Raw genomic sequence first — 26212 nt, forward strand, 5'->3', positions numbered from 1 at the left:
TGAGAAAACCCGGTCGGTTCCCGGTATCATGCGCACCTTGCGTGTGTCGAACCCACGATTTTGATGCGGTATTGATGCGCCTCGCGTGCCACAAAACCGCACAATCCGAACTTGAAAGATTCTGTAATATAAATTCCGTATACTCGTAAGTTCTGATCCAGGCGCCGCCTGCCTCCGTCTTCGGCCGACCGCCCACGCAGAACAACCCGATATGTCGCCGCCGGGCCAACCCGCGCCGCGACTCGCTATGCACCACCACTGAACAACCTATGTCTTCCCGCCACCCTGGTCCGCCCGGCCGCGCCGCGGCGGTGATCGCCCGTGTCCGGGCGCTGATCCGCAACGAACGCGTGCTGTCGCCGCTGCTCGCGCTCGGCATCGGGCTGCTGCTGATCGTGGTTTTCCAGCACCTGTCGGAATCCGTCGACTACCGGTCGGTGATCCGCGAGTTGCGTCACATGTCCGCCGAAGAGTGGGGCGCGTCGCTGGCCGCGACGGCCCTCAGCTATCTCGCGCTCGTCGCCCGCGACGCGGTCGGCCTGCGCTATGTCGCCGCGAAGGTGCCGCGCGTCGCGTTGTGGATCGGCGCGATCGCCGGGTCCGCGCTCGGCAACGCGACCGGCTTCGGCGCGCTGACGGGCGGCGCCGTGCGCGCGCGCGTGTACGGCGTGTCGGGCGTCACGCCCGCGCAGATCGGCCGCATGACGGTATTCACGAGCGGCACGCTCGCGCTCGCGCTGGTGCTGATGACGGCGGTCGGCATGGTCTGCGTGCCGCAGACGCTCGCCGCGATGCTGCATGTCGCGCCCGGCGTCCTCACGTGGAGCGGCGCCGCGCTGCTCGTCGTGCTGGCCGTGATGACGATGATGTGCGGCAACACCGCGCGCCCGGTCGTCACGCGCTTCAAGTGGCTCTCGTTCGACGTGCCGGCGCGGCGCGACCTCGTCGCGCAGGTCGTCTATGCGGTGCTCGACGTCGTGGCCGCCGGCCTGACGCTGTGGGTGCTGCTGCCGGCCGCGCCGGTCGGTCTTCCGACCTTCATCACCGTATACGCGGCCGCGCTGCTGCTCGGGATGATCGGCCATACGCCGGGCGGGATCGGCGTGTTCGAAGCGGCGATGGTCTTCACGCTGGGCCGCGAAGTGCCCGCGCATGCGATGGTCGCCGCGCTGATCGCCTATCGCGCGATCTACTTCGGCGTGCCGCTCGTGTTGTCGGCCGGCCTGCTGGCCGGTTTCGAGGGCCGCGCGCTGCGCCGCCGGCTCGTGTCGCGGCAGGCCGCGCGCGTGTCGCAGCTGGCGCCGCTGTTCCTGAGCCTGGTGACCTTCGCGGTCGGCAGCATGCTGGTGATTTCGAGCGCGACGCCTGCGTTCTGGTACCGGATCGCGATCCTGCGCAACATCGTCCCGCTGTGGGTGCTCGAAGGCTCGCAGGTGATCTGCAGCGTGCTGGGCGTCGCGTTGCTGTTCGTCGCGCGCGGGCTGCTGCGCCGGCTCGACGGCGCATGGTGGATGACCTTCGCGCTGACGCTCGCGAGCCTCGCGCTGTCGCTGGCGAAGGGCCTCGCGTTCGTCGAGGCCGGCGTGCTCGGCACGCTGCTGGTGCTGCTGCTCGTCAGCCGCCGCCGCTTCAACCGGCATTCGTCGCTGCTCGCCGAGCGCTTCACGGTGAGCTGGTTCGTGTCGGTGACGATGGTGCTGATCCTCGCGGTGTGGGTGCTGTGCTTCGCGTTCCGCGACGTGCCTTACACGCGCGATCTGTGGTCGCATTTCTCGTTCGACGCCCGCGCGCCGCGCGCGCTGCGCGCGACGCTCGCGGCCGGCGTGTTCGTCGCGATGTTCGCGCTGTGGCAGCTGCTGCGGCCGGCACCCGGACGTTTCGTGAAGCCCGCCGAGCAGGACCTGGTCGACGCGGAGCAGATCATCCGCGCGCAGGAATGCAGCGATGCGGGCCTCGCGCTGATGGGCGACAAGTCGTTCCTGTTTTCCGAATCGCGCCGCGCGTTCCTGATGTACGCGAAAAACGGCCGCACGTGGGCCGCGCTGCACGACCCGGTCGGGCCGCGCGAGGAATGGCCGGCGCTGATCAGCAAGTTCATCGCGCTGGCGCACGCGCACAGCGGCCGCGCGGCGTTCTACCAGGTGCGCGCGAACGCGCTGCCGCTGTATCTCGACGCCGGGCTCACGCTGATGAAGCTCGGCGAGGAAGCCCACATCGCGCTCGACCGGTTCGACCTGAAGGGTTCGAACCGGTCGCACCTGCGCTATGCGCTGCGCCGCGGCGACAAGGACGCGCTGACGGTCGAGGTGATCGCGCCGTGCGACGTGCCGGCCGCGCTGCCGTCGCTGCGCGACATCTCCGACGGCTGGCTCGACAGCCGCGACGCGCGCGAGAAGAGTTTCTCGGTGGCCGCATTCCACGACGGCTATCTCGCGACGCAATCGGTGATGCTCGTGCGCCAGGCCGACAAGCCGATCGCCTTCGTCACGTTCATGACGACCGACCTCAACACCGAGGCGACGGTCGGCGTGATGCGTCATCTGCCGGACGCGTCGCCGTATGCGATGGAGTATCTGTTTACGCAGCTCGCGCTGCATCTGAAGGAAGCGGGGTTCCGCAAGCTGAGCCTGGGCATCGCGCCGTTCTCGGGGATGGGGGCGGCGAAGATGCCGTCGCCGTGGCACAGGTTCGGGCTGATGGTCTGGCGCTTCGGCGGCCGCTTCTACAACTTCCGTGGCTTGCGTGCATTCAAGAGCAAGTTCGAGCCGCACTGGGAGCCGCGCTATCTCGCGGCCTCGGGCTCGGTCGGCGTGTTCGTCACGCTCGCGGATCTGTCCCTGCTGGCTGGAGGTCGGCGTTCATGATGTTGAAGAAGGGTATCGCGCAGGCGGCGCTCGCCTGTGCGGGAATGATGTTGGCCGGCGCCGCGCTCGCGGCGCAACCGGAAACCGTATCGGGCGGCCGCTACGGTCCCGTGACCGTGACGAAGCCGGGCGGCCCGCTGCGCGGCTTCGTCGTGCTGTTCTCGCGTGGGCGGGGCTGGGGCGCCGCCGACCAGCAGGCGGCCGACGCACTCGCGAAAGCGGGCGCGATGACCGTCGGTGTGGATTCGGAACGCTATGCGGCGAACCTCGCCGCGAAGCAGGAAACCTGTCACCACCTCGACGGCGACGCCGAGGCGGTCAGCCACCAGCTCGAACGCCTCGCGCAATCGGCGCGCTATTACACGCCGATCGTCGCGGGCGTGGGCCAGGGCGGCGCGATCGCGAAGCAGATCCTGTCGATGGCGCCGGAAAACACCATCGCCGGCGTCGTGTCGGTCGCGCCGGCGGCGAAGCTCGATGCGCGCTTCAAGCCGTGCCCGCCCGATCCGACGATCGTGCGCCGCGCGATGCCGGGCTTCGTCGAAACGGCCGCGGCCGGCGACACTGCGAAGCTCGTGTCGCTCGTCACGTCGCACCTGCACGACACCAGCAGCAGCGACGAGCTCGACGTGTCGGACCTGCCGCTCGTCGAGCTGCCGGCCAAGGGCGGCAGCGACCGCCTCGCGATCGTGATCTCGGGCGACGGCGGCTGGCGCGATCTCGACAAGACGATCGCCGAGGCGCTGCAACGCGACGGCGTGTCGGTCGTCGGCATCGACAGCCTGCGCTATTTCTGGAGCGAGAAGCCGCCCGCGCAGGTGAGCCGCGACCTGGCGCGCGTGATGCGCACGTACATGGCGCGCTGGCATGCGAACCGCGTGGCGCTGGTCGGCTACTCGTTCGGCGCGGACGTGATGCCGTTCGCATACAACCGGCTGCCGGCCGACCTGCGCGACAAGGTCGCGGTGATGTCGCTGCTCGGCTTCGCGCCGGCGGCGGACTTCCAGATCCGCGTGACGGGCTGGCTCGGCATGCCGGCGAGCGACAAGGCGATGAAGGTCGCGCCGGAAATCGCGAAGGTGCCGCCGCAGCTCGTGCAGTGCTTCTACGGCGCGGAAGAGAAGGACACGATGTGTCCGGCGCTCGCGAATACCGGCGCCGACGTGATCAAGACGGGCGGCGACCACCACTTCGGCCACGACTACATCGCGCTCGAAAAGAAGATCCTCGGCGCGTTCGGCAAGCCGGTGGCGGCGCGCTGAATGCCGGCGCCCGCTTCGCGGCGGGCGCGGTTGTCGTTCATCGGACGGGCGGCCTGCGGGCCGCCCGTTTTCATTGCGCCGTCTGCGTCGCCGCGTCCTGCCGCGGCGCTACCGTTCTCGCGTCGCGCTGATAGAAGCCGGGAAACCGGTCGAGCTGCCGGCGTGCGGCCGCGAGATCGGCATCGGCGCCGAGCACCGCGCTCGAAAACCCGGTGCGTTCCATCAGCAGCAACTGGTCGATCAGCACGTCGCCCGTCGCGCGCAGGTCGCCGGCGAAGCCGAAGCGCTTGCGCAGCAGATACGCCTGGCTGTATGCGCGGCCGTCGGTGAAGGACGGGAAGTGCAGGTCGATGCGCGCGGCCTGCGCGATCCGCTCGGCGAGCGGCGCCAGTTCCTCGTCGTTGCCGATCGTCAGGGGCGTGAGCGTCGCCGTGTCGGGCGAGTGCGTGTCGTCGGCGTGTTCGGCCGGTGTCAGCAGCCGGATGCGTGCGTGGGTGTTTGGGCCGGTCGCGTTCATGCGTGCTCCGCCTGGTGACGTGCGTCGTTCGCCGCGGCCTTGAAGGGCTCGACGCCGATGCGGCGCACCGTGTCGATGAATCGTTCGCCGCGGCCGTCGGCGTCGAGCCGCGCGTCGAGATAGACGTTGACGAGCGCGTCCACCACATCGACGATCTCGTCCGCCGAGAACGAAGGGCCGATCACCTTGCCCGGCCGCGCGGGGCCGCTCGCGCTCGAACCGTCCGAGCCGCCGAGCGTCACCTGGTACCACTCGGCGCCGTCCTTGTCGACGCCGAGGATGCCGATGTGCCCGCTGTGATGGTGGCCGCACGAGTTGATGCAGCCGCTGATGTGCAGGTCGATGTCGCCGACGTCGTGCAGCATGTCGAGATCCTGGAACCGTTCGGCGATCGCGTCGGCGATCGGAATCGAGCGCGCGTTCGCGAGCGCGCAGAAATCGCCGCCTGGGCACGCGATCATGTCGGTCAGGAGTCCGACGTTCGCGCTGGCGAGACCGATCGCGCGCGCGTGTTCCCACAGCAGGAACAGGTCGTCGACGTGCACCCACGGCAGCACCACGTTCTGCGTATGCGTGACGCGCGCTTCGCCGGCCGAGAAGCGATCGGCGAGTTCGGCGAGCGCGTCGAGCTGCTCGGGCGACGCATCGCCGGGCGCCTGCAGGCGGCGCTTGAACGACAGCGTGACGATCCTCAGCGCCGGGTCGCGGTGCGCGGCGACGTTGCGCGCCAGCCACCGCGCGAAGGCCGGATGGCGACCGGCGTGCGCGGCCATGCGCGCTTCGGCATCCTGCACGTCGAGCGCACGCGGCGCGATGCGCGGCGGCACGAACGATGCCGCGATGCGGTCGAATTCGGCCTGCGGGATCGTGTGCGGGCCGCCGTCATGCTCGACGATCTGGCGAAACTCTTCCTCGACGTCGTCGATGTAGCGCTGGCCCTCGCTCTTCACGAGGATCTTGATGCGTGCCTTGTACTTGTTGTCGCGCCGTCCGTAGCGGTTGTAGACGCGGACGATCGCCTCGATGTAGTTCATCACGTGCCGCCACGGCAGGAATGCGCGCAGCAGCGTCGCGATCAGCGGCGTGCGGCCCATGCCGCCGCCGGCGCTCACGCGAAAGCCGAGCTCGCCCGCGTCGTTGCGCACGAGCTTCAGCCCGACGTCGTGCCAGTCGGTTGCCGCACGGTCCTCGGCCGCGCCGGTGATCGCGATCTTGAACTTGCGCGGCAGGAACGCGAATTCCGGATGCAGTGTCGTCCACTGGCGCATCACTTCGGCGAACGGACGCGGATCGGCGATCTCGTCCGGCGCGACGCCCGCGCGCTCGTCGCACGAAATGTTGCGGATGCAATTACCGCTCGTCTGGATCCCGTGCATGTCGACGGTCGCGAGCAGGTCCATCACGTCGGCCGCCTTCGCGAGCGGAATCCAGTTGAACTGCACGTTGGTGCGGGTCGTGAAGTGCGCGTTGCGGATCGGCAGGCGCAGCGTGCCGAGCAGCGCCTGCGCGTCGCGGGCGGCGCGATAGGTGGCGTCGTCGGACACGTCGTAGTCGTGTGCGATCCGGGCGAGCACGCGAAGCTGCGCGCTCGACAGTTCGCCGTACGGCACGGCCACGCGCAGCATCGGCGCGTGGCGCTGCACGTACCAGCCGTTCTGCAGGCGCAACGGCCGGAACGCGTCCTCGCTCAGCGTGCCGTGCTGCCAGCGTTCGAGCTGGTCGCGGAACTGGGCGGCGCGGCTGTGCACGAGCGCCCGGTCGAAATCGGTATATCGGTACATGACGTGATACGCGAGAGGAGCGGCGGTGCAGGGCGCGCGCCGCTCGGAAGGGGACGTTGCGACGGGTGTCGGGCAACCGGAGACAGCGTAGGGAAGGCGGGGCGGCGGGACAAGCAGCAGATCGGGACGAAAAGGGCGCAGCAGATCGGCGATGCGTCGGCCGCCGTCGGGCATGCGTTGCGCATGCCCCCGTCGGGTTCAGGCTTGCGCTTGCGCGTCGACGATCAAGGCCGGATCGAGCGCGCGGATGCGCTGGTCGATGAAGTAGCCGCCGCCTTCCTGGTAGCGCAGGAACAGCCGCCCGCACGACACGCAGCGGCCGACGTTGCAACGGTTGTACGGAAAGTGGCGCGGCGCGATCGGCGCGCGGTCGGACCAGTAGCGCGTGCCGTCCGGATGGAATTCGTCGTAGGTCGGCTCGGGGTCGTCGGGCGGCGCGAGCGTCGCCACTTCGACGAGTTGCGTGTCCTGCAGCGACAGCGGCAGGCTCGTCCAACCGGCAAGCGGGGTCTTCGTACAGGTGCACGGCTGCGTGACGCCGGCGGCTTCGGCGGCGAGCGTCAGCAGCGCGGCGTGATCGAGGTACGGCAATGCGCTCATGAGATGGGTCGAGGGAGCGAAGAGAGGTGCACTGTAACCCGTGCGTGCGTCGGCTGCACGGCGGCGGCCGCCTGCGTGCGGGCTCAACCGGCCTTGCGTACAGCGGGCTCGGCGACCAGTTCGCCAAGCACGCGGATCGCGCGTTCGATGTCGCGGCTCCACGGATGGCCGAAGTTCACGCGCACGCAGCGCTCGAAGCCGTGCGCGGCCGAGAACAGCGGCCCCGGCGCGAAGCTGATGCCGCGCGCGATCGCCTGGCGATGCAGTTCCATCGCGTCGATCGCATCGGGAAACGACAGCCACAGGAAATATCCGCCGTCCGGCCGCACCCACTCGACGCCGTCCGGCAGCCAGCGCCGCAGCGCGTCGTCCATGCGGGCGAGCTGCGTCTGCAGCGCGCCGCGCAGCTTGCGCAGATGACGATCGTAGCCGCCGTGCTCCAGATAGTTCGCGATGCCGGCTTGTGCGGGGATGCTCGCCGACAGCGTGGTCATCAGCTTGAGCCGCTGCACTTTTTCCGCGAACCGGCCGGCGGCGGCCCAGCCGATCCGGTAGCCCGGCGCGAGCGTCTTCGAGAACGAACTGCAGTGCATCACGAGACCGTGCCGGTCGAAGGCGCGCGCGGGCAGCGGATAGTCGGGGCCGAAATGCAGCTCGCCGTACACGTCGTCCTCGATCAGCGGCACCTCGCGCGCGGCAAGCATCTCCACGAGCGCGCGCTTCTTGTCGAGCGACAGCGTGACACCGGTCGGATTCTGGAAATTGGTCATGAACCAGCACGCGCGGATGTCGTGCCGGTCGAGCGCGTTCGCGAGCGCATCGAGATCGAGGCCCGTGCGCGGATCGACGGGAATCTCGACCGCGCGCAGGTCGAGCCGCTCGATCGCCTGCAGCGCCGCATAGAAGCCGGGCGATTCGACCGCGACGACGTCGCCGGGCCGCGTGACGGCCATCAGGCACAGGTTCAGCGCCTCCAGCGCGCCATTCGTGACGACGATCTCGTCGACGGGTTGCGCGACGCCGGTTGCCAGATAGCGCCGCGCGATCTGCTGGCGTAGCGCCTCGTTGCCCGGCGGCAGGTCGACGACCGTGCTCCACGGGCTGACGAGCCGCGTTGCCTGCGCGAGCGATTTCGCGAGGCGCGGCAGCGGAAACAGCTGCGGCGCGGGGAACGCGGAGCCGAGCGGCACGATGCCGGGTTGCGTCGCGGCGTCGAGCACCGAGAACACGAGATCGCTGATGTCGACCTTGCGCGTGGCGCCGGCGCGGCTTGCGCGGTGTTTCGCGGGCGGGTGCGCCGCCGGGCCCGCGCCCGGCGCGACGTAATAGCCGGAGCGTTCGCGTGCGCGGATCAACCCCCACTGTTCGAGCAGGTAGTACGCGCGAAACACCGTCGACTGGCTCACGCCATGCTGCGCGATGATCTGGCGCAGCGACGGCAGGCGCGTGCCGACCGCGAGGTTGCCGTTGCGGATTTCGTCGGCGATCGTATGGGCGAGGGTTTCGTAGCGTTTCATCGGCGCCGGTGGAGCATGCGTGCGCCGCGCGCGGGCCGGTGCGGCGCCGCGCGCGGCGGAGGCGGGACATTGTCCGACGAGCGGCCCGAAAAGAAAAGTGCGACGGGTGGGCGCGGTCGCGCCGTCGTGGCGATGCCGATGCGTGCGCATCCGTCGCGCGTGATCGCGGCGTTCACTCGTGTGCCGCGTGGCTGCAACCGCACGCGGCACGCGTCGAGTCATGCCTATCACCTGATGATTCTTCGCGCGCGCGGACGCGGTGTGCGTGCGGCTTGTTCCAATTGCGCGGCGATATTTTTTATGGTCTTGTTGCAAGCTCAAGCATCGACTCGAAAAAAGGATAGTCGAATGCATACGGGGAATGCGGGCGAGGACCGATTGATCAGGGGAATCGGCGCGTGTCGGCGTGCGCGCCGGGCCGTATGCCGATGGTTTGTCATCCTGACGCTGGGCTTGCAGGGCCTGCCTGCGTGCGCGGCTTCTCCCGAGACCGTCAACGACAACGTCCTGCGCGTCCTTGCATGGCCCGGCTACGCGGACAACGATGTCGTCAATGCGTTTGAGACGCAATTCCACGTACGCGTCGAAGTGACGTTCGTCGATTCCGACGAAGCGTTGTGGACGCGAATGCACAGCGCGTCGCCGCCGCCGTACGACCTGCTCGCGGCCAACACGGCAGAGATCCAGCGCTACGCGCGCGACGGCCTGCTCATACCGATCGACCTGTCACAGATCCCCAACCGTCGGCGGCAACAACCGAATTTCCAGCAGCTCGCGACGATCGGCGGACTCGTGCACAACGGCTCGACCTATGCGATTCCGTTCACGTATTCGTCGATGGGACTGATCTACGATCGCAAGCAGGTGCCCGCTGCGCCGCGCTCGATGCTGGAACTGTGGAATCCGCGCTACCGCGGCAAGGTGCTCGACTTCAACAGCGCGCAGCATAATTTTTCGTTCACCGCACTCGCACTCCGCTACCCCGACCCCTTTCACCTGTCGCCCGCGCAAACGCTTGCCGTCGCGCACAAGCTGGTCGACCTGCGACGCAACCTGCTCACGTATTACACGCTTCCGGAAGAGGCGACCGCGCTGTTCGTCCAGCATCACGCGGCGCTGATGTTCGGCAACTACGGCACGCAGCAGGTCGAACAACTGCGTCGCGCCGGTGCGGACGTCGGCTACGTGATTCCGGACGAAGGCGCGCTCGCGTGGCTCGACTGCTGGGGCGTCACGCGCGGCGCGGAGCATCGCGAGCTCGCGTTCGCATGGATCAACTACATGCTCGAACCGGCGATCGGCGCACTGCTGACCGAACGCCAGGGGCTCGCGAATACCCTCGAGCCGCCACCCGGTCTCGAGTCCGGCAACCAGCACCTCGTGTGGATCCAGCCGGTCGAGGACATCGCGCGGCGCGAGTCGCTGTGGAGCCGCATCGTGTCGGGCGACCGGCCGGAGCGGTTCGACAAATGATCAGGCTCGGGCTCACGTCGAAGCTGTCGGTGCTGTTCGCGTGCATCGGCGTGATCGCGTCCGGCACGACCGGCTACTCCACCTACCGCGCGAACCGGACGATGCTCGTGCAGGAAGCACAGCACAACCTGCTGATGTCGACGCAATTGCTCGGACAGCGCTTCACGACCGCGCTGTCCGACGTGGCCGACGATGCGCTCGTGCTCGCGCAATTGCCGTCGGCGGCGAGCGTCGCGAGCGGCGAGGGCACCGATCCTGCGCCGCGCTCGCGGCTCGAGCAGGTGTATGTCAGCTTCATGAAGAACCATCCCGAGTATCTGCAGATCCGGCTGATCGCGCGCGGCGATTTCGGGCTCGAGCGGATTCGCGTCGATCGCGACGCGCGCGGCATCGTCGTGCTGCCGGAGAGTGCATTCCAGGAGAAAGGACAGTTTTCCTATGTATTCGATACGCTCGCGACGGCACCCGGTCATATCTACCTGTCGCCGATCGTGATCAATCACGAGACCGGCGCGCATGCGGCCGAAGGGCTGCCGATCCTGCGCGTGGGCACGCCGGTCGTCGACCAGGCCGACGTGGTGGTCGGCGCGCTGGTCGTCGACGTCGAGCTGTCGCGCATGTTCGATCGGCTCGAGCGCGACCTGCCGCAGGACTATGCGGTGTTCCTCGCGAACGAGTGGGGCGACTTCCTCGTGCATCCCGATCCGTCGCAGACCTTCGGCTTCGATCGCGGCCGGCGCGTGCTGATGCAGGACCGCTTTCCCGGCACGCGGCTGCTGTTCGCCGGGACGCGCACGAACGTGACGCTCAACGGTCTCGCGCAGCCCGACGACGTACCGGGCGAGATGCTCGCGTTCGTGCGCACGCCGTTCGGCAACAACGAGGGCAACCGCTTCGTTGTCCTCGGCATGGCGCGTCCGCTCACGGACGTGCTGGCGCCGGCCGGGATGCTCGGCGAACGCATCATCCGGATGGTGTTCCTGATGAGCCTGGCGGCGGTGATTCTCGCGATCCTGTTCGCGCGCGCGATCACGCGTCCATTGCAGATGCTCGCGCGCGCGGCGACCCACGTGTTCGACGATCCGGCCGCCGAGCGATTGCCCGTTGCGCGGGCCGACGAGATCGGCGTGCTGGCGCGCTGTTTCGACAGCATGCGCGTCGAGATCCGCACGCAGGTCGCGATGCTGCGCGCGAAGCAACTGGAACTCACGCACCTGGCCGGCCACGATCCGTTGACCGGGCTGCCGAACCGCCTGTTGTTCATGGAGCATCTCGAGGCCGCGATCCGGCATGCGGCCGCGGTGCGCGAGGGGCTGGCGGTGATGTTCGTCGATCTCGACCGCTTCAAGCAGATCAACGACCAGCACGGACACGCGGCCGGCGATCGAACGCTCGTCGCGGTCGCGAAACGGCTGAGCCTCGTGCTGCGTAGCGGCGACATGGCCGCGCGGCTCGGCGGCGACGAATTCATCGTGCTGATTTCGGACGTGCGATCGCCCGAGGTGATCGGCGATATCGCGTCGCGTATCCAGATCGTGATGGCCGAGGAGCTGGAATTCGGCGAACGTCACCTGGCCGTGGGCGCGAGCATCGGCGTCAGCGAATATCCGGCCGATGGCGCGTCGGCCGAGGAGCTGCTGGTCAAGGCCGACGCGGCGATGTATGCGGCGAAGGCGTCCGCGCAATGCGCGTACGTGCGTTACCAGGAATTGCTGGGCGGCGGCATCGGCGCGGATGCGGGCGCCCGCGTGGCGGCGGGCGGCAGCGGCTGACGGCGGGCCGACCCTGCGTGCCGCGCAAACGCGACGAGCCCGTCACGGGACGGGCTCGTCGGAACCGGGCGGACTGCGCGATGCGCGCAGCGGCGGGCTTAGTGGCCGAAGTAGACCGAGTCGCGCGCGTTCTGCACCTTGACTGCCGGTGCGCCGCCCTGGACGACCGGGGCCGGTTGCGCGCCGTAGCCGCTGGCGTCGGCGGCGTGCACGCGCGCTTGCGCGGCCTGGATGTCGGCCGGGTAGTACGGGCTCGACTGGCTCGGCTTGTAGCCGGCGCTTTCGAGCTGGACGAGTTCGTTGCGCACTTGTGCGCGGGTCACGGTGCTTTGGGCGAATGCGCCGAACGAAGCGGACAGGGCAACAGCGGCAACGACTGCGGAAACGAGCGATTTCATGATGACCTCCGATGTTCTATTGAGTTCGCCGGCGACACCATGTCGTAAGCGATTGATTACATCGTAGGCGTCAGCCGATTCAGGGTAAACGTGGATTCCGACGAAAGATCGTTGCGGCCGAGGTAATAATCGCCGCGGAAATTCGATCCGTCCCCGTCCGGCATTGCGGGAATGGCAAACCAACGGCGGGCGGAAGACACGAGGCGCGGCGCGCGGTGTGGTGCCGGCCGGCGGAGCGGGATCGGGGGTCTTGCGCGATCAGACGCCGTCGGCGTCGTCGATTTCCTTGCGCTCGCGGCGTTCCTCGTTGCCGCGGCGGGCCCGCAGGCGCTGGCGCGACAGGACGGCGATCACCTGCTGGGTCGGCGCGCCGGACGGCAGTTCGTTGCGGATGCGATCGGGCACCATCGGCAGGCCCGCGCGCTGCCGGCGCAGGGCCTTCGCGATTGCCCGGCGGCATTCGTCCCCGTGGCAATCCCATTCATCGCGGATTCTCTGGCAATAACGGCATTGTTCCATCGGGACAGTCTAACGCGTCTTGGGGATCGGGGCCGAAGGGGGCGCGGACCGTGACCGGGCCGGCGGGCGGCCGACGTCATTTCGCGTGCGCGTGCGGGCTGTCGGCCGGTGCGACGGGCGAGGCCGCGTGCCGGAAGACGCCCGACTTCCAGATCATCTGGGACGCGGCCACGAGCACGAACAGCAGGACGACCATCCGGAATACACGCGGCGACATCTTGTCCCGCAGCGGGCGAATGAGCCACATGCCGGCGATGGCGGGCAGGCTCGCCGCGGCGGAAATCGCGAGGTCGGCGGCGCTCGCGTGCGCGGCGCCGCTGAACGTCGTGATCAGCGTGACGATCGACACCACGAGGATGATCGCGATCTGCTTCGTGAACGCGCGGCCGGTCGCGCCGGATGAAATCAGGTAGGTGGCGAGCAGCGGCCCCGGCACCGACGCGATGCTCTCCATCAGCGCCGCGCCGAACCCGAGCGCGAAGCCGACCGGCTTTTGCCATGCCTCCGGCAGGTTCAGCTTCGGCGCGCTCAGCATCAGCGCCGCGGCGACGATCAGCAGCGCGCCCGACGCGGCCTGTGCGTGGCCCGCGTTCAGTGACAGGAGAATCGCGACGCCGACGACGTTGCCGAGCACGGTGCCGGCGATCGGTGCGGCGATCTTGCGCGCGGTCGCCAGTACCTCGCCGCCTTCCAGCGCCTGCGGGATGTTGCCGAGGATGATCGGCATCGACAGCAGCAGCACCGCGTGACGGATCGGCAGGAACTGGCTCAGGATCGGCATCGCCACCAGCGGAACGCCGATGCCCGTGATTCCCTTGACCATCCCGCCGAGCAGCAGCGCGACGGCGATGCCGATCAGGTCGAGCAGCGCGAGCCCGTGCAGGCTGGACACCAATACACCTTCAGTCAGATCGAGATGAGTCATCGGGAGCAGGTCGGGACATGAGCGGCGGCGGGGCGGTCGACGGCACCCGTTGCCGATGCGTGCGACGGCGCACGCCGTTGTCTGGTTTTAGGTCGAACCGGTCGCCCGTTGCATCGTCCGCCGTCGGCATTCGACACGGTTCGAGGCTGAATCTTACCCGAGCGCGGCGCGGGGCATCGGGCGTGGTCGAGGGCGCGCGTTCGTCGAAGGTCGTTGAGGCGATTCGATGCAATTCATGATGCACGGCCCTATCATGTGAAAAATACATGGACCGAAACAAGGAGGCGAAATGACGCTTGCGCAGTTGCAGGCCCTGGCGGCCGTGGTCGAACTCGGCTCGCTGACGGCCGCGGCCGAGCGGCTCAGTCGCAGTCAATCCGCGATCAGTCATGCGTTGACCGAACTGGAGGACATCACCGAGGTCAAGCTGCTGTTGCGCGACCGGCAGCCGGTCGTCCTGACTGCCGCCGGCGAACGCCTGTGGCCGTACGTGCAGAACGTGGTTCGCGAGGCACAGACGCTGCGCCAGCAGTTCGGCCTGTCGCGCGGCAAGCTCGAAGGGCGGCTGGTGGTCGCGTCGCTGCCGAGTGTTTCGCTCGCATTCGTCGTGCCCGCGCTCGAGGCGTTGAAGGCGGCGCATGAGGGCGTGACGGCGGTACTGCTCGAAGGCACGGACGCGGAGGTCGAAGGATGGCTCGACGACGGCACCGCCGACGTCGGCGTGGTCGCGGGCACGAAGACCTTCGCGAACAATCTGCCGTTGCTCGACGAGGATTTCGTCGCGGTGGCGGCGGACGGCATGTTCGACGGCCGCAAGAGCATATCCGCGAAACGGTTGTCAGCGATGCCGTTCATTTTCTCGAAGGCGGGGTGCGGGCCGCTCATCGCGGACTACTTCGCGCGCAACGGTGCGTCGCTTCGCGCCGCGTTCAACGTGGTCGAGATGCGGACCATCCTGTCGATGGCGGAGGCGGGAATGGGCGTGTCGATCGTCCCGCGCATCACGCTCACCTACACCCGGTTCGGCGGCCAGGTGCTGGCGCTGTCGCCCAGGCTGCACCGTTCCGTGCGGCTGTCGTGGAACGCGACCGGCAACGCGGTCGCAGACGCGTTCGTGAAGCTGGTCGACGCCCAGCGCGCGAAGGCGGGAAAGGCGATTCAGGCGCGCACGAAAAAGGGAAGGTAGCGCATCGGCGGCGCGATGAGGCGATGAAGCGCGCTCATGGGCGACTTGCAGTTTATTCATGCCGGCAGCTGTCGACATGCAATACATTGTGGGTCATTCGCCCTGACTTCACTGCCTCGAAGGAGACCGCCGTGCCGGCCTTGCCCACCCTGATCGCTTTCGGACTCGTGTCGCTCGGCATGGTCCTGACGCCCGGCCCGAACATGATCTACCTGATCTCGCGCTCGATCTGCCAGGGCCGCCGCGCGGGGCTGGTGTCGCTCGGCGGCGTCGCACTGGGGTTCGTGTTCTACATGTTCTGCGCGGCATTCGGCATCACCGCGCTGGTGCTGACCGTGCCGTATGCGTATGACGCGCTGCGTTTCTCCGGTGCGCTGTACCTGTCGTATCTCGCGTGGCAGGCGCTCAAGCCGGGCGGGCGCTCGGCGTTTCAGGTCCGGCAATTGCCGCACGACAGCGGCGCGCGGCTCTTCACGATGGGTTTCGTCACCAACCTCGCGAACCCGAAGATCGCCGTGATGTATCTGTCGCTGCTGCCGCAGTTCATTTCGCCGGGGCACGGCAGCGTGCTCGCGCAATCGCTGGCACTGGGCTGCGTGCAGATCGCGGTCAGCGTCAGCGTCAACGCGCTGATCGCGAGCATGGCCGGCGCGATCGCGGCGTTTTTTGCCGGTCGGCCGGTCTGGGCGCGCGTGCAGCGCTGGTTGATGGGGACCGTGCTGGCCGGACTGGCCGTGCGTATCGCGCTGGAATCGCGAGGCTAGCCGGTTGAACGGCTTGCGGACGCGATGGACGTACCGATGCGCACGCAACCTTCGGATGGCGAACGGATGCAGTCGATCCGCGTGAGGCAGGCCACCGCCCATTCGCCATACCGATAAGCGGACGGCGCGCGTTGCGCGCGATGTCCCGCACGAGCCGCCCCCAACCTCGACCGCCCGCCGCGCGATCGCGCGCCGCGGGCGGCCGCCGCATCAGCGCTCGCGGCGCTTCTTGCTCAGCTCGATCGTCTCGAACAGCTCGTACTGCGCGGTCGGATGCTGATCCGCGCCCGGCGCGTGGTAATAGCGCATCGTGATCGTCGTGTGGCCGCCCGCGTGGCCCGGATCGTGGTCGAACACGGCGATCCCGTAGCCCGTGCCCGTATCGCGGCGTGCGGACCAGATCGCATCCTCGAGCGCATCGGCCGGCTTGCGCACGAACGTGTTCGGCGAGGCGCCCGGCACCGGCCGATTCGGCTTCGTGAAGACCTTGGCCTGTGCAAAGCCGGTCGCCGGGTTTTCGCCGTACACGTCGAGCGGCGCACTGGTGCCGCCGCCGCCGAGAATCAGGTGGATCGTGCCGTGGCTCGTGTCGAACGTCGTGCTGTTCGGATCGGTCGACCCGACCGGACGCGGCTGCAGCGTCTCGACGACTTCGCCGGTCGAGGCATCGACGCCCGCGCGGTGATTGCAGCCGCGCACCGGGTAGCTGCGCTCGTAGTCGTGATCGTGACCGCACAGCACGAGGTCGACGCCATAGCGGTCGAACAGCGGCAGCCATGCCTCGCGAATGCCCTTGTCCGACCCGTTGCCCGTCTTCGACGAACTCAGCGCGTCCTGGTGCATCTGCACGACGATCCAGTCGATGTCGTCGTCGTGCGACGCGTGACGCAGCGTGTGCTCGAGCCAGCGCGTCTGCTCGCCGTTGCTGTAGCCGCGTACGTAGAACGACGTGCCCGGTTCGATCGGCGCGCGGCCGGTGCTCGCGGCCGGCACGAGCGGATTCGGGCCGCCGACGAATGCGGCCGCATCCTGGTACACGACGTCGTCGGCGTCGAGCGAGATGAACAGCACCGAACTCACGCGGAAGCTGTACCAGCGGCCCGGAAAGCGCGTGCCGTTCTCCGGGAGCGTGTAGCGCGCGAGATACGAGTCGAGCCCCTGCGGGCCGTTGTTGAATTCGATCTCGTGATTGCCCGGGCATGGCATCCACGGGCGGTTCGCGGCCGACGTCTGGTTGTTGTTGCCGAAGTCGCGCCACACCTCCGGCTGATGCGCGGGGTTCAGGTTCGCGTAGCAGAGGTCGCCGTTCAGCAGGTGGAACAGCGGCTGGAACTGCTCGACGGCCTGCACCGCGAAGCGGCTTTGCGGCGACGACAGCACCCACGCGCCGTTCGGCGTCGCGAGGTCGCCGTAGCTCGTGAAGCGGAACGGCGCGCGCCCGCGCGGCGCGGTCGTGAAGGTCGCGGCAAACGGCTGCGCGGCGTTGCTGTCGTTGTCGGCCGTTAGTTCATAGCGGTAGCGCGTGTTCGGCTTCAGGCCGTGCACGCGTGCGTGGTACGTGAACACGGTTTCGCCGTTCAGGCCGTCGGTGTAAAGGCGCTGCACGCCGTGCACGGTGCGTGCCGGTTCGCCGTCGGCGACGATCCGCGCGCGCGGATTGACGGCCGGTGCGAGCGACGCCCACGAGATCGCGACTTCCGATGTCGGGTCGCTGCCCCACGTCAGGTGCACCTGCTCGGGCGTGCCGTCCGGGTTCGACGCGGCGGCGCGGGCGGCTGCGAGCCCGCCCGCGGCGGTGGCGAGGCCGGAAACGCCGGCCAGTTTCAGGAAGCCGCGACGCGATACGGAAGCGGCCGGCTCGTTCGACTCGGCGGGGAGGTTTTCCTGGTTCGACATGATCGTATTTTCGTTGAATGACACGCGAGATGAGGAACCGCCCGGCCGTGCGCGAGCGCGTCGGGGGCGTGGGCCGGAAACGAGCGGGATCCCGGTGACACGCATTGTCGAAGGGCAGTTTTGCCGGGTTGTGACAGACGGTAATCGATGCGCGAGCCCGATGCGTCGATGGCGCGCGCGGCGTTGCCGGCGCGGCAGAAATTTATTTGCGTGTGTCGCGACGGATTTTTTCCGCATGCGTCGTTTAACGAACGAACGGCCACCTCCGGCCGGGAAACGATGCTTCGGAGTCTTTCATGAAACTTTCCATTTCATTACGGTTTGCCGCGGGATGCGTGGCCGCGCTGGCGACGTCCGCCGCATTCGCGCAGGCCGTCATCGTCGCACCGGTCGCACCGCCGCCGCCGCGTGTCGAAGTGATGCCGGCGCCGCGCGCGGGCTACGTCTGGGATCAAGGCCACTGGCACTGGCGGCAGGGCCGCTACGTGTGGATTCCGGGGCACTGGCAAGTGGTACGTGCCGGCTATCACTGGGTGCCCGGACAATGGGCCGCGCGCGGTCCCAACTGGCGCTGGGTACCGGGCCACTGGGCGTGACGCGCAGGTCGCCGCGTGGCACGCAGTGCCTGCCCGCGCGGCGGGATTTCCACACAACCTCATCGGCTGAGCCATGCCTTTTCGAACCATACTTGTCCTGACAGCCGCGGCCGTCGTGCTGGCCGGTTGCGTCGTGGTGCCGGCGCGTCCGGTGTATTACCGGCCCGCGCCGGTCGTCGTATATTGATCGCGCCGGTCGGTGGGCGATCGACAGGATCGATATGCCGTTCGAACCGGATCTCGGTGAAATCGATCGGGCCGATCCCCGGCGTGGCGCATCACGTGTCGCCGATGCGCCGGTCCGATGCCTGCAAGGAGAGCACGACGATGAGCTTCAGCCGGACAACGGGCGCAACCGCCGGCAGCATGCGGCGTTCGCACCGCGCATCGCGGAGCGGCCTGCGTTGAGCGATGCCGATCCGGACGCGGAACTCGTCGCGCGGGTGGGCGCGCGCGACGCGTCGGCCGTGCGTGCGCTCGTCGCACGCAAGCTGCCGCGCTTGCTCGCGCTCGCGACGCGCATGCTCGGCGACCGGACCGAAGCCGAAGACGTTGCGCAGGAAACCTTCCTGCGGATCTGGAATCATGCGCCGCGCTGGCGGGATGGCGAAGCGCGCTTCGACACGTGGCTGCATCGCGTCGTGCTGAACCTGTGCTACGACCGTTTGCGCGGACGGCGCGAGGAGCCGGTCGACGCGGTGCCCGACGTGCCCGACCCGCAACCCGAGCCGGCCGCGCACGCGGAGTTGCGCTCGCGCGACGCGCGCGTGCGCGAGGCGCTCGCCGCGTTGCCGCCGAGGCAGCGGGAAGCGCTCGTGCTCCAGTACTATCAGGACATGTCGAACGTTGAAGCGGCCAACCTGATGGGCATCACCGTCGATGCGCTGGAAAGCCTGCTCGCGCGCGCAAGGCGCAACCTGCGCGCGCAACTGGCCGGCGACCCACCTAGCGAGGACAAGCGATGACACCCGAACGATTCCGTACCATCGTCGCCGCGTACGGCTCGGATGCGCGGCGCTGGCCGCAAGACGAACGCGCGGCGGCCGAAGCGTGGGCGCAAGCGCATCCGCGTGACGCGCTGGAGGCGCTCGACGATGCCGCCGAGCTCGATGCCTGGCTCATGCAGGACACGGTCGCGCCGCCGACGCCGGCACTCGTCGAACGCATCGTCGCGTCGGCGCCGGCGCCTCGACGTGCGCGGCGTCGGGGCCGGGTGTGGTGGTCGGGCGCGGCGTTCGCGGGTGTCGGGCTGGCCGGCGCGCTGGCGGGCGCGGTGGCCGTGTCGATGCTGATGCTCGGCAGCGCGCCGATCGCGCAACACGAACCGGGCTACCTGACGACGACGTTCGGCGGCCCGAGCATCGACGGAGGCGACGAATGAGTGAACGCGGCTGGAAATTCGTGCTCGTCGGGTCGGTCGTGCTGAACGTGTTCATGCTCGGCGCGATTGGCGGCGGCGCGTATCAGTGGTTCTCGACGCATCCTGACCTGCATGGAATGGGAATGCCCGGACAGCGCACGGCGTTGCGGTTCGCCGCGGACGGATTGTCCGATGCGCGTCAGCGGGCGTTCGCGGCGGCGCTGAAGGCGGCACGCAAGGACGCTCGGGATTTCGCGCGGGAAGGGCGTGACGGGCGGATCACGGTGCTCGATCTGCTGGCCGCGCCGCAGCTTGATCGGCCGGCGATCGATGCGGCGCTCGAACGGACGCGTGCGGCCGATAGCGCGTTGCGAGGGCAAGTCGAGCGCAGTGTCGTCGATTTCGCGGCGACGCTGACGCCGGACGAGCGCGCGAAGTTCGTCGACGGGTTGCGGCGTAGCGGGAACTGGCGCTTGCCGGCGAGATTGCAGAAGCAGCAGGGGGCGGCGGGAAGCGAGTGAGCCGCTCGTCGTCCTGTGACGGCACGGAATGACCGTTCACGCCGATAGCCGTCCCGGGATTATGATGGCCCGATCGACAGCATCTTCCCGATGATTTCACCGCAACGCGAGGCGGCAATCTCGAGCGCCGCGGCAAGGACGAATCATGGATCGAAGCGAAGACTTTATCGTGCGCACCATGTCGGCCGGTGAAGTGGCCTTGTCGGTCGAATGGGCGGCCGCGGAAGGGTGGAATCCCGGTCTGCACGATGCGCATTGTTTCAGGGAAACGGACCCGGCCGGTTTCTTCGTCGGCATCTGGCGCGGCGAGCCGGTCGCTTGCCTTTCGGCGGTTGCTTATGACGAACACTTCGGCTTCATCGGTCTCTACATCGTGAAACCGGCGTTTCGCGGCAAAGGCTTCGGCATGCGCATCTGGCAGCACGGCATGCATTACCTTGGAGAACGAAACATCGGCCTGGACGGTGTCGTTGCCCAGCAGGCGAATTACAGGAAGTCGGGGTTCCGGCTCGCGTATCGCAACATCCGCTATCAGGGGCGCGTGGGCGGCATCGGGTGCGCACATGTGGCGGCAGCGGCCGATGTGCCGTTCGAGCAGTTGCTCGCCTACGATCGTCAGTGTTTTCCGGCGGCGCGCGAGCGTTTCATCTCCGTCTGGATCGCGCAGCCGGATGCAGTTGCGCTCGCAACGATCGACGGGGGACGAGTTGTCGGTTACGGGGTCGTGCGCCGCTGCCATGCGGGCTGCAAGATCGGCCCGCTCTTTGCCGATGACGCCGACGTCGCGACGGGGCTGTTTCGTGCGCTGGCGTCGCGCATGCCCGGCGAGGTGATCGTGCTCGACGTGCCGGAAACGAACCCCGCGGCCGTCGCGCTGGCGGAACGTCACGGCATGTCGAGCGTGTTCGAGACCGCGCGGATGTATACGAAGGAAGCGCCCGCGATTGCGATCGACCGCGTGTTCGGGGTGACGTCTTTCGAGCTGGGGTGATCGTCGGGGGCATGGCTGGCCCCTGACCGGAACCCGGATGCGCTCATGCGTTCGCCGACGTGACGCCAGTTCTGGAAGGTTCTTGAGCCGGCTGCCGTTCGGCCATTCTCGGTCATGCCTCCATAATTCCCAGTGCAATGTATGGCCCTGCGGGCGCCGACCCACCTCAATCGGCACTGATATCTGACAGTCTTTGACCACGAAGCATGGTCGTTCGCTGTAGCCTTAGAGATGGATTCGCAAAGGTCGTTCGACGCCGTAACCATGATCGGCGTGGCGCAATACCCGGTCTCGGTTGTTCCAATCCCTTGGGTTATGCGAGCAACGAAAGTTGCAGCCCCACGAGGCCCTTGTGAAGCCGTCTCTTTTACATGCGCTGCGAGTGCAAGCATCCCTGAGCCGTACGCACCGGTGCCGTCCTGTTCATAAAAAGGTGATCCCCGTGAGGACCATTGCATTGAGCGTGTTGACCTGTCTGGCACTGACCGCCTGCGGGGGCGACGATAGTTCCTTTTCCCCGGCACAGGCCGGGAACGGAGCAGAGTCCACCAACAACGGTCGCATCGGGGGTAGCGACGGCTCTGGCAACAGTACGCAGACGCTGCGCTACGATGCACTGCCGACTGCGGCGGATCAGGCGAGCTTCCTGACGCTGATCAACAACGAAGGCGCAAAGGGCTATCGCTACCTCGGCGACTACTTTTACGACGCCAGCAATGGCGGTTCGCAATCGATCTTCGTGAACGACGGCGCCGCGCAGATATACACCTACCAGTTGCAGGCGACACCGACCAGCATGACGGGCTTTGTCAGCCAGGCCAACGCGCAAGGCGCGAGCGGCTACCGGTTCGAGGGGCCGCTCACGTACGGTTATCTCTATCGCAAGGACGGCGGCTCGTCGGCCACCTACACATACACGACAACGGACCTGTCGACGAACCCGGACGCGTTCGTCGCGCAGGCGAACGGCGAGGGGCAGTCGGGCTACTGGTTCCTGGGCCCGATGGTCGTGGGATCGGAACAGGCGAACGTGTACATGAAGAACAACGCGTCGAACGCGACCTATACATATGATGTAGTGATGCCGACGTCGACCGTCGGCGACTTCATCACGCAGGCCAACAGCGAGGGTGCGAAGGGCTATCGATCGAAGGGCAAGATGCAGTTCGGCCCGTTGCAACCGACTGGCGCGATCAATCTCTCGTGGATCTACATGAAGGACCAAACTCAGTCGGCGACTTTCACGTACCAGTCGGCCGCGGTCCAGGCGACCGGCGCGAGCTTCCTCCAGCAGTTGAATACGTTCGGCGCGCAGGGCAATGCGTATTTCGGCGATCTCCCTCTCGGCATGCCGTCGCCGACGGCATCTTTCTACTTCGAGGCCAGCAACTGCACGGGTTTCCTGTGCACAACGCTGAATCCGCTCACGCAGAACTAAGCAATCGCGGCGGCTGCGTTGAGCGGCTGCTTGTTTTTTCGCAGCCGGGCGAGTGTTGGCGATTCGGTATCCGCCTCGAGTTGGAGATATCCGAATCTAGTGTGACCGGCTAAAAGCGGGCCGCCAGTTCGGCCACAAAGGGACAGTCGCCGGGTCTGCGCGTACAGTCGACGCCGCATGCCCGCAAATCCGTACCGCGCGCCTTCAAGGCCGGAGGCTGCCGGATCAAAACCTGTCGACATCGATCACCGCCTGCGCAAACGCTCGCGGTGCCTCCTGCGGCAGATTGTGGCCAATGCCGCCGGTGAGCGTGCGATGTTCGTATTTGCCAGTGAACTTCGACGCGTACATGCCCGGCGGCACGTGAAAGGCGCCGTTGGCATCGCCCTCCATTGTGATGCTGGGAACGGTGATGGGCGGCGCCGACGCTAGCTGCTGCTCGTATTCGTCGTATTTCGGCTCGCCCGTGGCGAGACCTTGTCGCCAGCGATAGTTGTGGATCGTGATGGCGACATGGTCGGGGTTCTTGAATGCCGGTGCGCTTCGCTCGAAGGTGGCGTCGTCGAAGTTCCATTTCGGAGAGGCTTGTCTCCAGATGAGTTTGATGAAATCGTGTGTGTATTTCTCGTAGCCCGCGCGCCCGCGATCCGTTGCGAAATAGAACTGATACCACCACTGCAACTCGCCCTCCGGTGGCAGCGGCTTCTTTCCCGCCTCCTGATTGCCGATCAGGTAGCCGCTCACCGATACCAGGCCTTTGCATCGCTGCGGCCATAGCACGGCGATGATGTCGGCGGTACGCGCGCCCCAGTCGAACGCGCCGAAGACGGCCTTCTGGATGTTGAGTGCATCCATCAGCGCGATGATGTCGAGCGCGACGGCCGTTGGCTGACCGTTGCGCATGGTCTGGTCCGACAGGAAGGACGTCGTGCCGTAACCGCGCAGATAAGGGACGATCACCCGGTATCCCTTCGCGCCGAGCGCCGGTGCAACGTCGACGAAGCTGTGTATGTCATACGGCCAGCCATGTAGCAGGATGACGGGTGGTCCGTCGGCCGGACCGACCTCGGCGTAGCCGATGTTTAGGAGCCCCGCATTCACCTGCTTGATCGACGTGAACGACGTACGAGCGCCCGGGTGGATTCGCGGAATCGATGGGGTTTTCGAAGATGGATTCTGGGCCTGCGCGGATCGCAGCACTTCGAATTGCGCCGCAACGAGCGCACCGGCCGCCATGCGCGCGAAGCCACGCCGACGTGAGTCAAACTCTTGTGGCATTTTCTTCTCCCTGGTCGATTCGGCTAACGGACGAACGGCTGGACGAGTGTGCCTTCGCAAAATCTTAGTCGATTGGAAAAAGGTTGCAAGCTCAATCGAAACGAACACAAACCCTTCACGATTGCAGGACGCAAGATGGCAATGCGGGTGTCTCATACAAGCGATGCAAGATGAATTGCGCCATCACCGTCGCTGTGCCTGTTCGGATGCTTTTGAATCATCTCAACAATCCGGTACGAGCCGTTACACGTACGACAAACACTCGATAATAGGCAGCTACGCCAAGGCGGCCCCGCGCGCCAGAGCGCTAAGGGGCGGTGCGACGAACTGAACTCTTTCGACACGGCTTTGCCCCTGATTGACAGGGTGTCCTAGTGACCGAGTGTAGCCATCATTCCGGACGAATAGCGCTCGCCAGCTGCAGCGCCGAACGGAGCGGCTGCATCCAGGGCGTTCATCTCGTCCTGGGTCAACGTGATAGCGACTGCGGCGACGTTCTCTTCGAGATACCTGATGCGTCGCGTTCCCGGAATGGGCACCGTTCCGGTAGTCGTCACCCATGCAAGGGCGAGCTGAGACGGCATGACGCCCTTTGCTTCAGCGATCTCGGCGATGCGGTCGACCAACAGTAGATTGGACTGGAGGTTATCTCCCAGGAAGCGTGGATCGAACCGGCGGAAGTCGGTCGGATGCAGGTTGTCCAGATGCTTCAGCGCACCGGTCAAGAAGCCCCGGCCGAGCGGCGAGTAGGAGACGAAACCGATTCCCAGCTCTCGGACGGTCGCCAGCACATCGTTGTGCTCGACGCTACGCTCGAACAGGGAATATTCCATTTGGACGGCCGTGAGCGGATGAACCGCGTGGGCTTTCCGGATCGTCTTTGCCGATGCCTCGGAAAGGCCGAGGTAGCGTATCTTGCCTTCGTGCACGAGGTCGGCTAGCGCGCCGATCGTCACTTCGATCGGCGTTGCTGGATCGATGCGATGCAGGTAGACGAGGTCGATGACGTCGGTCCTCAGGCGTCGCAGCGATCCTTCGACCGACTTTCGGATATCCGACGGATCGCCCGTGACCAAGGGCTTTTCACCGTCCATGGCGAGCTTGCCGTGCTCGGTGAAGCGAAATCCTGCCTTGGTCGACAGGATGACCTTGTCGCGCTTGCCCATAAAGGCCTTGCCGAGAAGCTCCTCGTTCATGAATGGGCCGTAGACCTCCGCCGTATCGAAGAACGTCACACCGAGGTCGAGGGCTCGCATGAGGGTTGCAAGGCCTTCCTGCTCGTCGCTGGGCCCGTAGGTCGTGCTCATTCCCATGCACCCAAGGCCTTGCGCGCTGACCGCCATGCCTTGGCTCCCGAGTGATACCGTTCGCATGTTTTTTCTCCTGGCTATGTTGCCTCAGTGGTTAGTGACAAGGCGCGACTGGTTGTCCCGAGTCGCATCGAATTTGCTCAATCCAGCGTCGCGCCCGTCAGTTGTTCGCTGAGCTGCCACAAACGGCCGGCGGAGATGGGGTCGATGGCACGGGGCCTGACGCCGTGCATTTCAGCGCTCCCGTCGCTGGGAAGCGCAATGGCGATGTCGCAATCGGCGCAGTAGACGCCGCCCATGCCGGCTAGTTGAGGGCTCGTCGCGCACCACACCGAGGTGGCGGCCCCCTGCTCGGGCGTCTTCTTGTTGTTTTCCGGATCAATGACCGGCTTGCCTTCGGCATCGAAGATCTGGCTCGCCTCGATCTCGGCGGGCAGCATGTGGCGGGCTAGCGGGGTGGCAATGCCACCGGGATGGACGGCGAATGCGCGCACGTTCCGGTGGCGGCCAATTGAATCCAGCGCGACAGCGAACAAGGCGTTCGCGGTTTTGGCCTGGCCGTAGGCTATCCATCGGTCGTATTCGCGCCGCTCGAAGTGAGGGTCGTGAAAATCGATACCGGCGCGGCGATGTCCGTAGGAGCTGAGCGCTACGACGCGAGCCCCCTCCGCGCGCACGAGTGCGGGCCATAGCCGGCAGGTGAGTTGGAAATGGCCGAGGTGGTTGGCCGCGAACTGCATTTCGTAGCCGCGCGCATCGCGTGTCAGCGGTGCGGCCATGACTCCAGCGTTGTTGACAAGAATGTCCAGCTTGTCCGTCAGCGACAGTACGCGACTGGCGAATCGGTCTATCGCTGCAGGCTCCAGCAGGTCCATCGCTTCCACGATGACGTCAGGCATGGTCGCGAGGGCTGCTTTAGCCTTGGCTGTATCGCGGGCCGGCACGATGACCCTGGCGCCTGCGGAACGGAATGCGCGGACGGTCTCGATGCCGATACCCGAAGCGCCGCCGGTTACCACGACGGTCTTGTCCGTAAGATTGATGCCACGGATCACCTCGTCGGCGGTCGAGGCGGGGCCGAAGCCTGAACCGATCGGTTTTTGAGGCGTGTGCGTCATACGGTTTCCTCGTTCAATTCTGCGTTTGGGACGCTCCATTGAATCGCAGGGACCGTTCGCGGTGGTAGCGCAATGCCGCCAATTTCTTGCACAATCCTGTCAATTGGTGTTTCCGGAACGGGGGCA

Annotated in this window: 23 protein-coding genes; 12 read left to right on the forward strand and 11 right to left on the reverse strand. The window is 66.8% G+C overall.

From position 1 onward, the window contains the following. The first annotated feature begins 269 nt into the window (after positions 1-269). Both mprF and WS49_RS32415 read left to right on the forward strand, forming a co-directional pair. Positions 270-2864: a bifunctional lysylphosphatidylglycerol flippase/synthetase MprF gene (gene mprF / locus WS49_RS32410; protein WP_059537564.1), complete on the forward strand. Its 2595-nt coding sequence runs from the start codon at positions 270-272 to the stop codon at positions 2862-2864. Further along, positions 2861-4126 (forward strand): virulence factor family protein, encoded by a 1266-nt coding sequence (locus WS49_RS32415; protein WP_059537567.1) that lies wholly within the window; start codon positions 2861-2863, stop codon positions 4124-4126. The genes mprF and WS49_RS32415 overlap by 4 nt, the downstream gene beginning before the upstream one ends. A gap of 70 nt (positions 4127-4196) precedes the next feature. On the opposite strand, the gene WS49_RS32420 is transcribed toward WS49_RS32415, so the two are convergent. The 4 genes from WS49_RS32420 to WS49_RS32435 form a co-directional block, all read right to left on the reverse strand. Further along, positions 4197-4643 (reverse strand): DUF934 domain-containing protein, encoded by a 447-nt coding sequence (locus tag WS49_RS32420; RefSeq protein WP_059537572.1) that lies wholly within the window; start codon positions 4641-4643, stop codon positions 4197-4199. Next, positions 4640-6424: a nitrite/sulfite reductase gene (locus WS49_RS32425; protein WP_059537575.1), complete on the reverse strand. Its 1785-nt coding sequence runs from the start codon at positions 6422-6424 to the stop codon at positions 4640-4642. Before WS49_RS32425 ends, WS49_RS32420 begins: the two co-directional genes overlap by 4 nt. A 198-nt stretch (positions 6425-6622) precedes the next feature. Continuing rightward, complete coding sequence (locus WS49_RS32430; protein ID WP_059537578.1) at positions 6623-7024, reverse strand: hypothetical protein; 402 nt, start codon at positions 7022-7024, stop codon at positions 6623-6625. 83 nt (positions 7025-7107) lie between these two features. After that, a complete protein-coding gene (locus WS49_RS32435) occupies positions 7108-8541 on the reverse strand; it encodes an aminotransferase-like domain-containing protein (RefSeq protein ID WP_059537792.1) in 1434 nt (477 codons plus the stop codon). 348 nt (positions 8542-8889) lie between these two features. Here WS49_RS32435 and WS49_RS32440 point away from each other — a divergent pair, with 348 nt between their 5' ends. Both WS49_RS32440 and WS49_RS32445 read left to right on the forward strand, forming a co-directional pair. Then, the gene (locus WS49_RS32440; RefSeq protein WP_059537582.1) at positions 8890-10014 is read left to right on the forward strand and encodes an extracellular solute-binding protein; all 1125 of its coding nucleotides are present in this window, start codon (positions 8890-8892) and stop codon (positions 10012-10014) included. Continuing rightward, positions 10011-11786: a diguanylate cyclase domain-containing protein gene (locus WS49_RS32445; protein WP_059537587.1), complete on the forward strand. Its 1776-nt coding sequence runs from the start codon at positions 10011-10013 to the stop codon at positions 11784-11786. Before WS49_RS32440 ends, WS49_RS32445 begins: the two co-directional genes overlap by 4 nt. A gap of 98 nt (positions 11787-11884) precedes the next feature. Here WS49_RS32445 and WS49_RS32450 read toward each other — a convergent pair whose 3' ends face one another. The 3 genes from WS49_RS32450 to WS49_RS32460 form a co-directional block, all read right to left on the reverse strand. Next, positions 11885-12184, reverse strand: coding sequence for a DUF4148 domain-containing protein (locus tag WS49_RS32450; RefSeq protein WP_059537592.1), 300 nt, complete (start codon positions 12182-12184; stop codon positions 11885-11887). Positions 12185-12442: 258 nt separating this feature from the next. Further along, positions 12443-12703: a hypothetical protein gene (locus WS49_RS32455; protein ID WP_006760082.1), complete on the reverse strand. Its 261-nt coding sequence runs from the start codon at positions 12701-12703 to the stop codon at positions 12443-12445. Positions 12704-12779: 76 nt separating this feature from the next. Continuing rightward, on the reverse strand, positions 12780-13628 hold the full coding sequence (locus WS49_RS32460; protein WP_059537596.1) for a sulfite exporter TauE/SafE family protein: 849 nt from the start codon (positions 13626-13628) through the stop codon (positions 12780-12782). Positions 13629-13917: 289 nt separating this feature from the next. Here WS49_RS32460 and WS49_RS32465 point away from each other — a divergent pair, with 289 nt between their 5' ends. Beyond that, positions 13918-14814 carry a LysR family transcriptional regulator gene (locus WS49_RS32465; RefSeq protein ID WP_059537600.1) on the forward strand — a complete coding sequence of 299 codons (897 nt, stop codon included), beginning with the start codon at positions 13918-13920 and terminating at the stop codon, positions 14812-14814. A gap of 131 nt (positions 14815-14945) precedes the next feature. Further along, positions 14946-15578, forward strand: a complete 633-nt coding sequence (locus WS49_RS32470; protein WP_059537604.1) for a LysE family translocator — start codon at positions 14946-14948, stop codon at positions 15576-15578. A gap of 210 nt (positions 15579-15788) precedes the next feature. Here the strand turns inward: WS49_RS32470 and WS49_RS32475 are convergent, their stop codons facing one another. Then, a complete protein-coding gene (locus WS49_RS32475; protein WP_059537608.1) occupies positions 15789-17474 on the reverse strand; it encodes a purple acid phosphatase family protein in 1686 nt (561 codons plus the stop codon). 296 nt (positions 17475-17770) lie between these two features. Here WS49_RS32475 and WS49_RS32480 point away from each other — a divergent pair, with 296 nt between their 5' ends. The 6 genes from WS49_RS32480 to WS49_RS32505 all read left to right on the forward strand — a co-directional run bounded on the left by WS49_RS32480 (position 17771) and on the right by WS49_RS32505 (position 22380). Beyond that, positions 17771-18070, forward strand: coding sequence for a YXWGXW repeat-containing protein (locus tag WS49_RS32480; RefSeq protein WP_059537612.1), 300 nt, complete (start codon positions 17771-17773; stop codon positions 18068-18070). A 221-nt stretch (positions 18071-18291) separates the two neighbouring features. Beyond that, complete coding sequence (locus WS49_RS32485) at positions 18292-19035, forward strand: RNA polymerase sigma factor (RefSeq protein WP_082725626.1); 744 nt, start codon at positions 18292-18294, stop codon at positions 19033-19035. Continuing rightward, complete coding sequence (locus WS49_RS32490) at positions 19032-19451, forward strand: hypothetical protein (RefSeq protein ID WP_059537616.1); 420 nt, start codon at positions 19032-19034, stop codon at positions 19449-19451. Before WS49_RS32485 ends, WS49_RS32490 begins: the two co-directional genes overlap by 4 nt. Next, positions 19448-19951 (forward strand): periplasmic heavy metal sensor, encoded by a 504-nt coding sequence (locus tag WS49_RS32495; protein WP_059537619.1) that lies wholly within the window; start codon positions 19448-19450, stop codon positions 19949-19951. The genes WS49_RS32490 and WS49_RS32495 overlap by 4 nt, the downstream gene beginning before the upstream one ends. Positions 19952-20096: 145 nt before the next feature. After that, positions 20097-20942 carry a GNAT family N-acetyltransferase gene (locus WS49_RS32500; protein WP_059537623.1) on the forward strand — a complete coding sequence of 282 codons (846 nt, stop codon included), beginning with the start codon at positions 20097-20099 and terminating at the stop codon, positions 20940-20942. Between the two features lie 442 nt (positions 20943-21384). Continuing rightward, positions 21385-22380, forward strand: coding sequence for a hypothetical protein (locus tag WS49_RS32505; protein WP_059537626.1), 996 nt, complete (start codon positions 21385-21387; stop codon positions 22378-22380). A 225-nt stretch (positions 22381-22605) separates the two neighbouring features. Here WS49_RS32505 and WS49_RS32510 read toward each other — a convergent pair whose 3' ends face one another. The 3 genes from WS49_RS32510 to WS49_RS32520 all read right to left on the reverse strand — a co-directional run bounded on the left by WS49_RS32510 (position 22606) and on the right by WS49_RS32520 (position 26086). After that, positions 22606-23658, reverse strand: coding sequence for an alpha/beta fold hydrolase (locus WS49_RS32510; RefSeq protein WP_059537629.1), 1053 nt, complete (start codon positions 23656-23658; stop codon positions 22606-22608). A gap of 371 nt (positions 23659-24029) precedes the next feature. After that, positions 24030-25031: an aldo/keto reductase gene (locus WS49_RS32515; RefSeq protein ID WP_059537632.1), complete on the reverse strand. Its 1002-nt coding sequence runs from the start codon at positions 25029-25031 to the stop codon at positions 24030-24032. A 77-nt stretch (positions 25032-25108) separates the two neighbouring features. Further along, positions 25109-26086: an oxidoreductase gene (locus WS49_RS32520; protein WP_059537635.1), complete on the reverse strand. Its 978-nt coding sequence runs from the start codon at positions 26084-26086 to the stop codon at positions 25109-25111. Positions 26087-26212 lie beyond the last annotated feature (126 nt).

It is taken from the genome of Burkholderia sp. RF7-non_BP4, from assembly GCF_001521935.1.
Classification (GTDB): domain Bacteria; phylum Pseudomonadota; class Gammaproteobacteria; order Burkholderiales; family Burkholderiaceae; genus Burkholderia; species Burkholderia diffusa.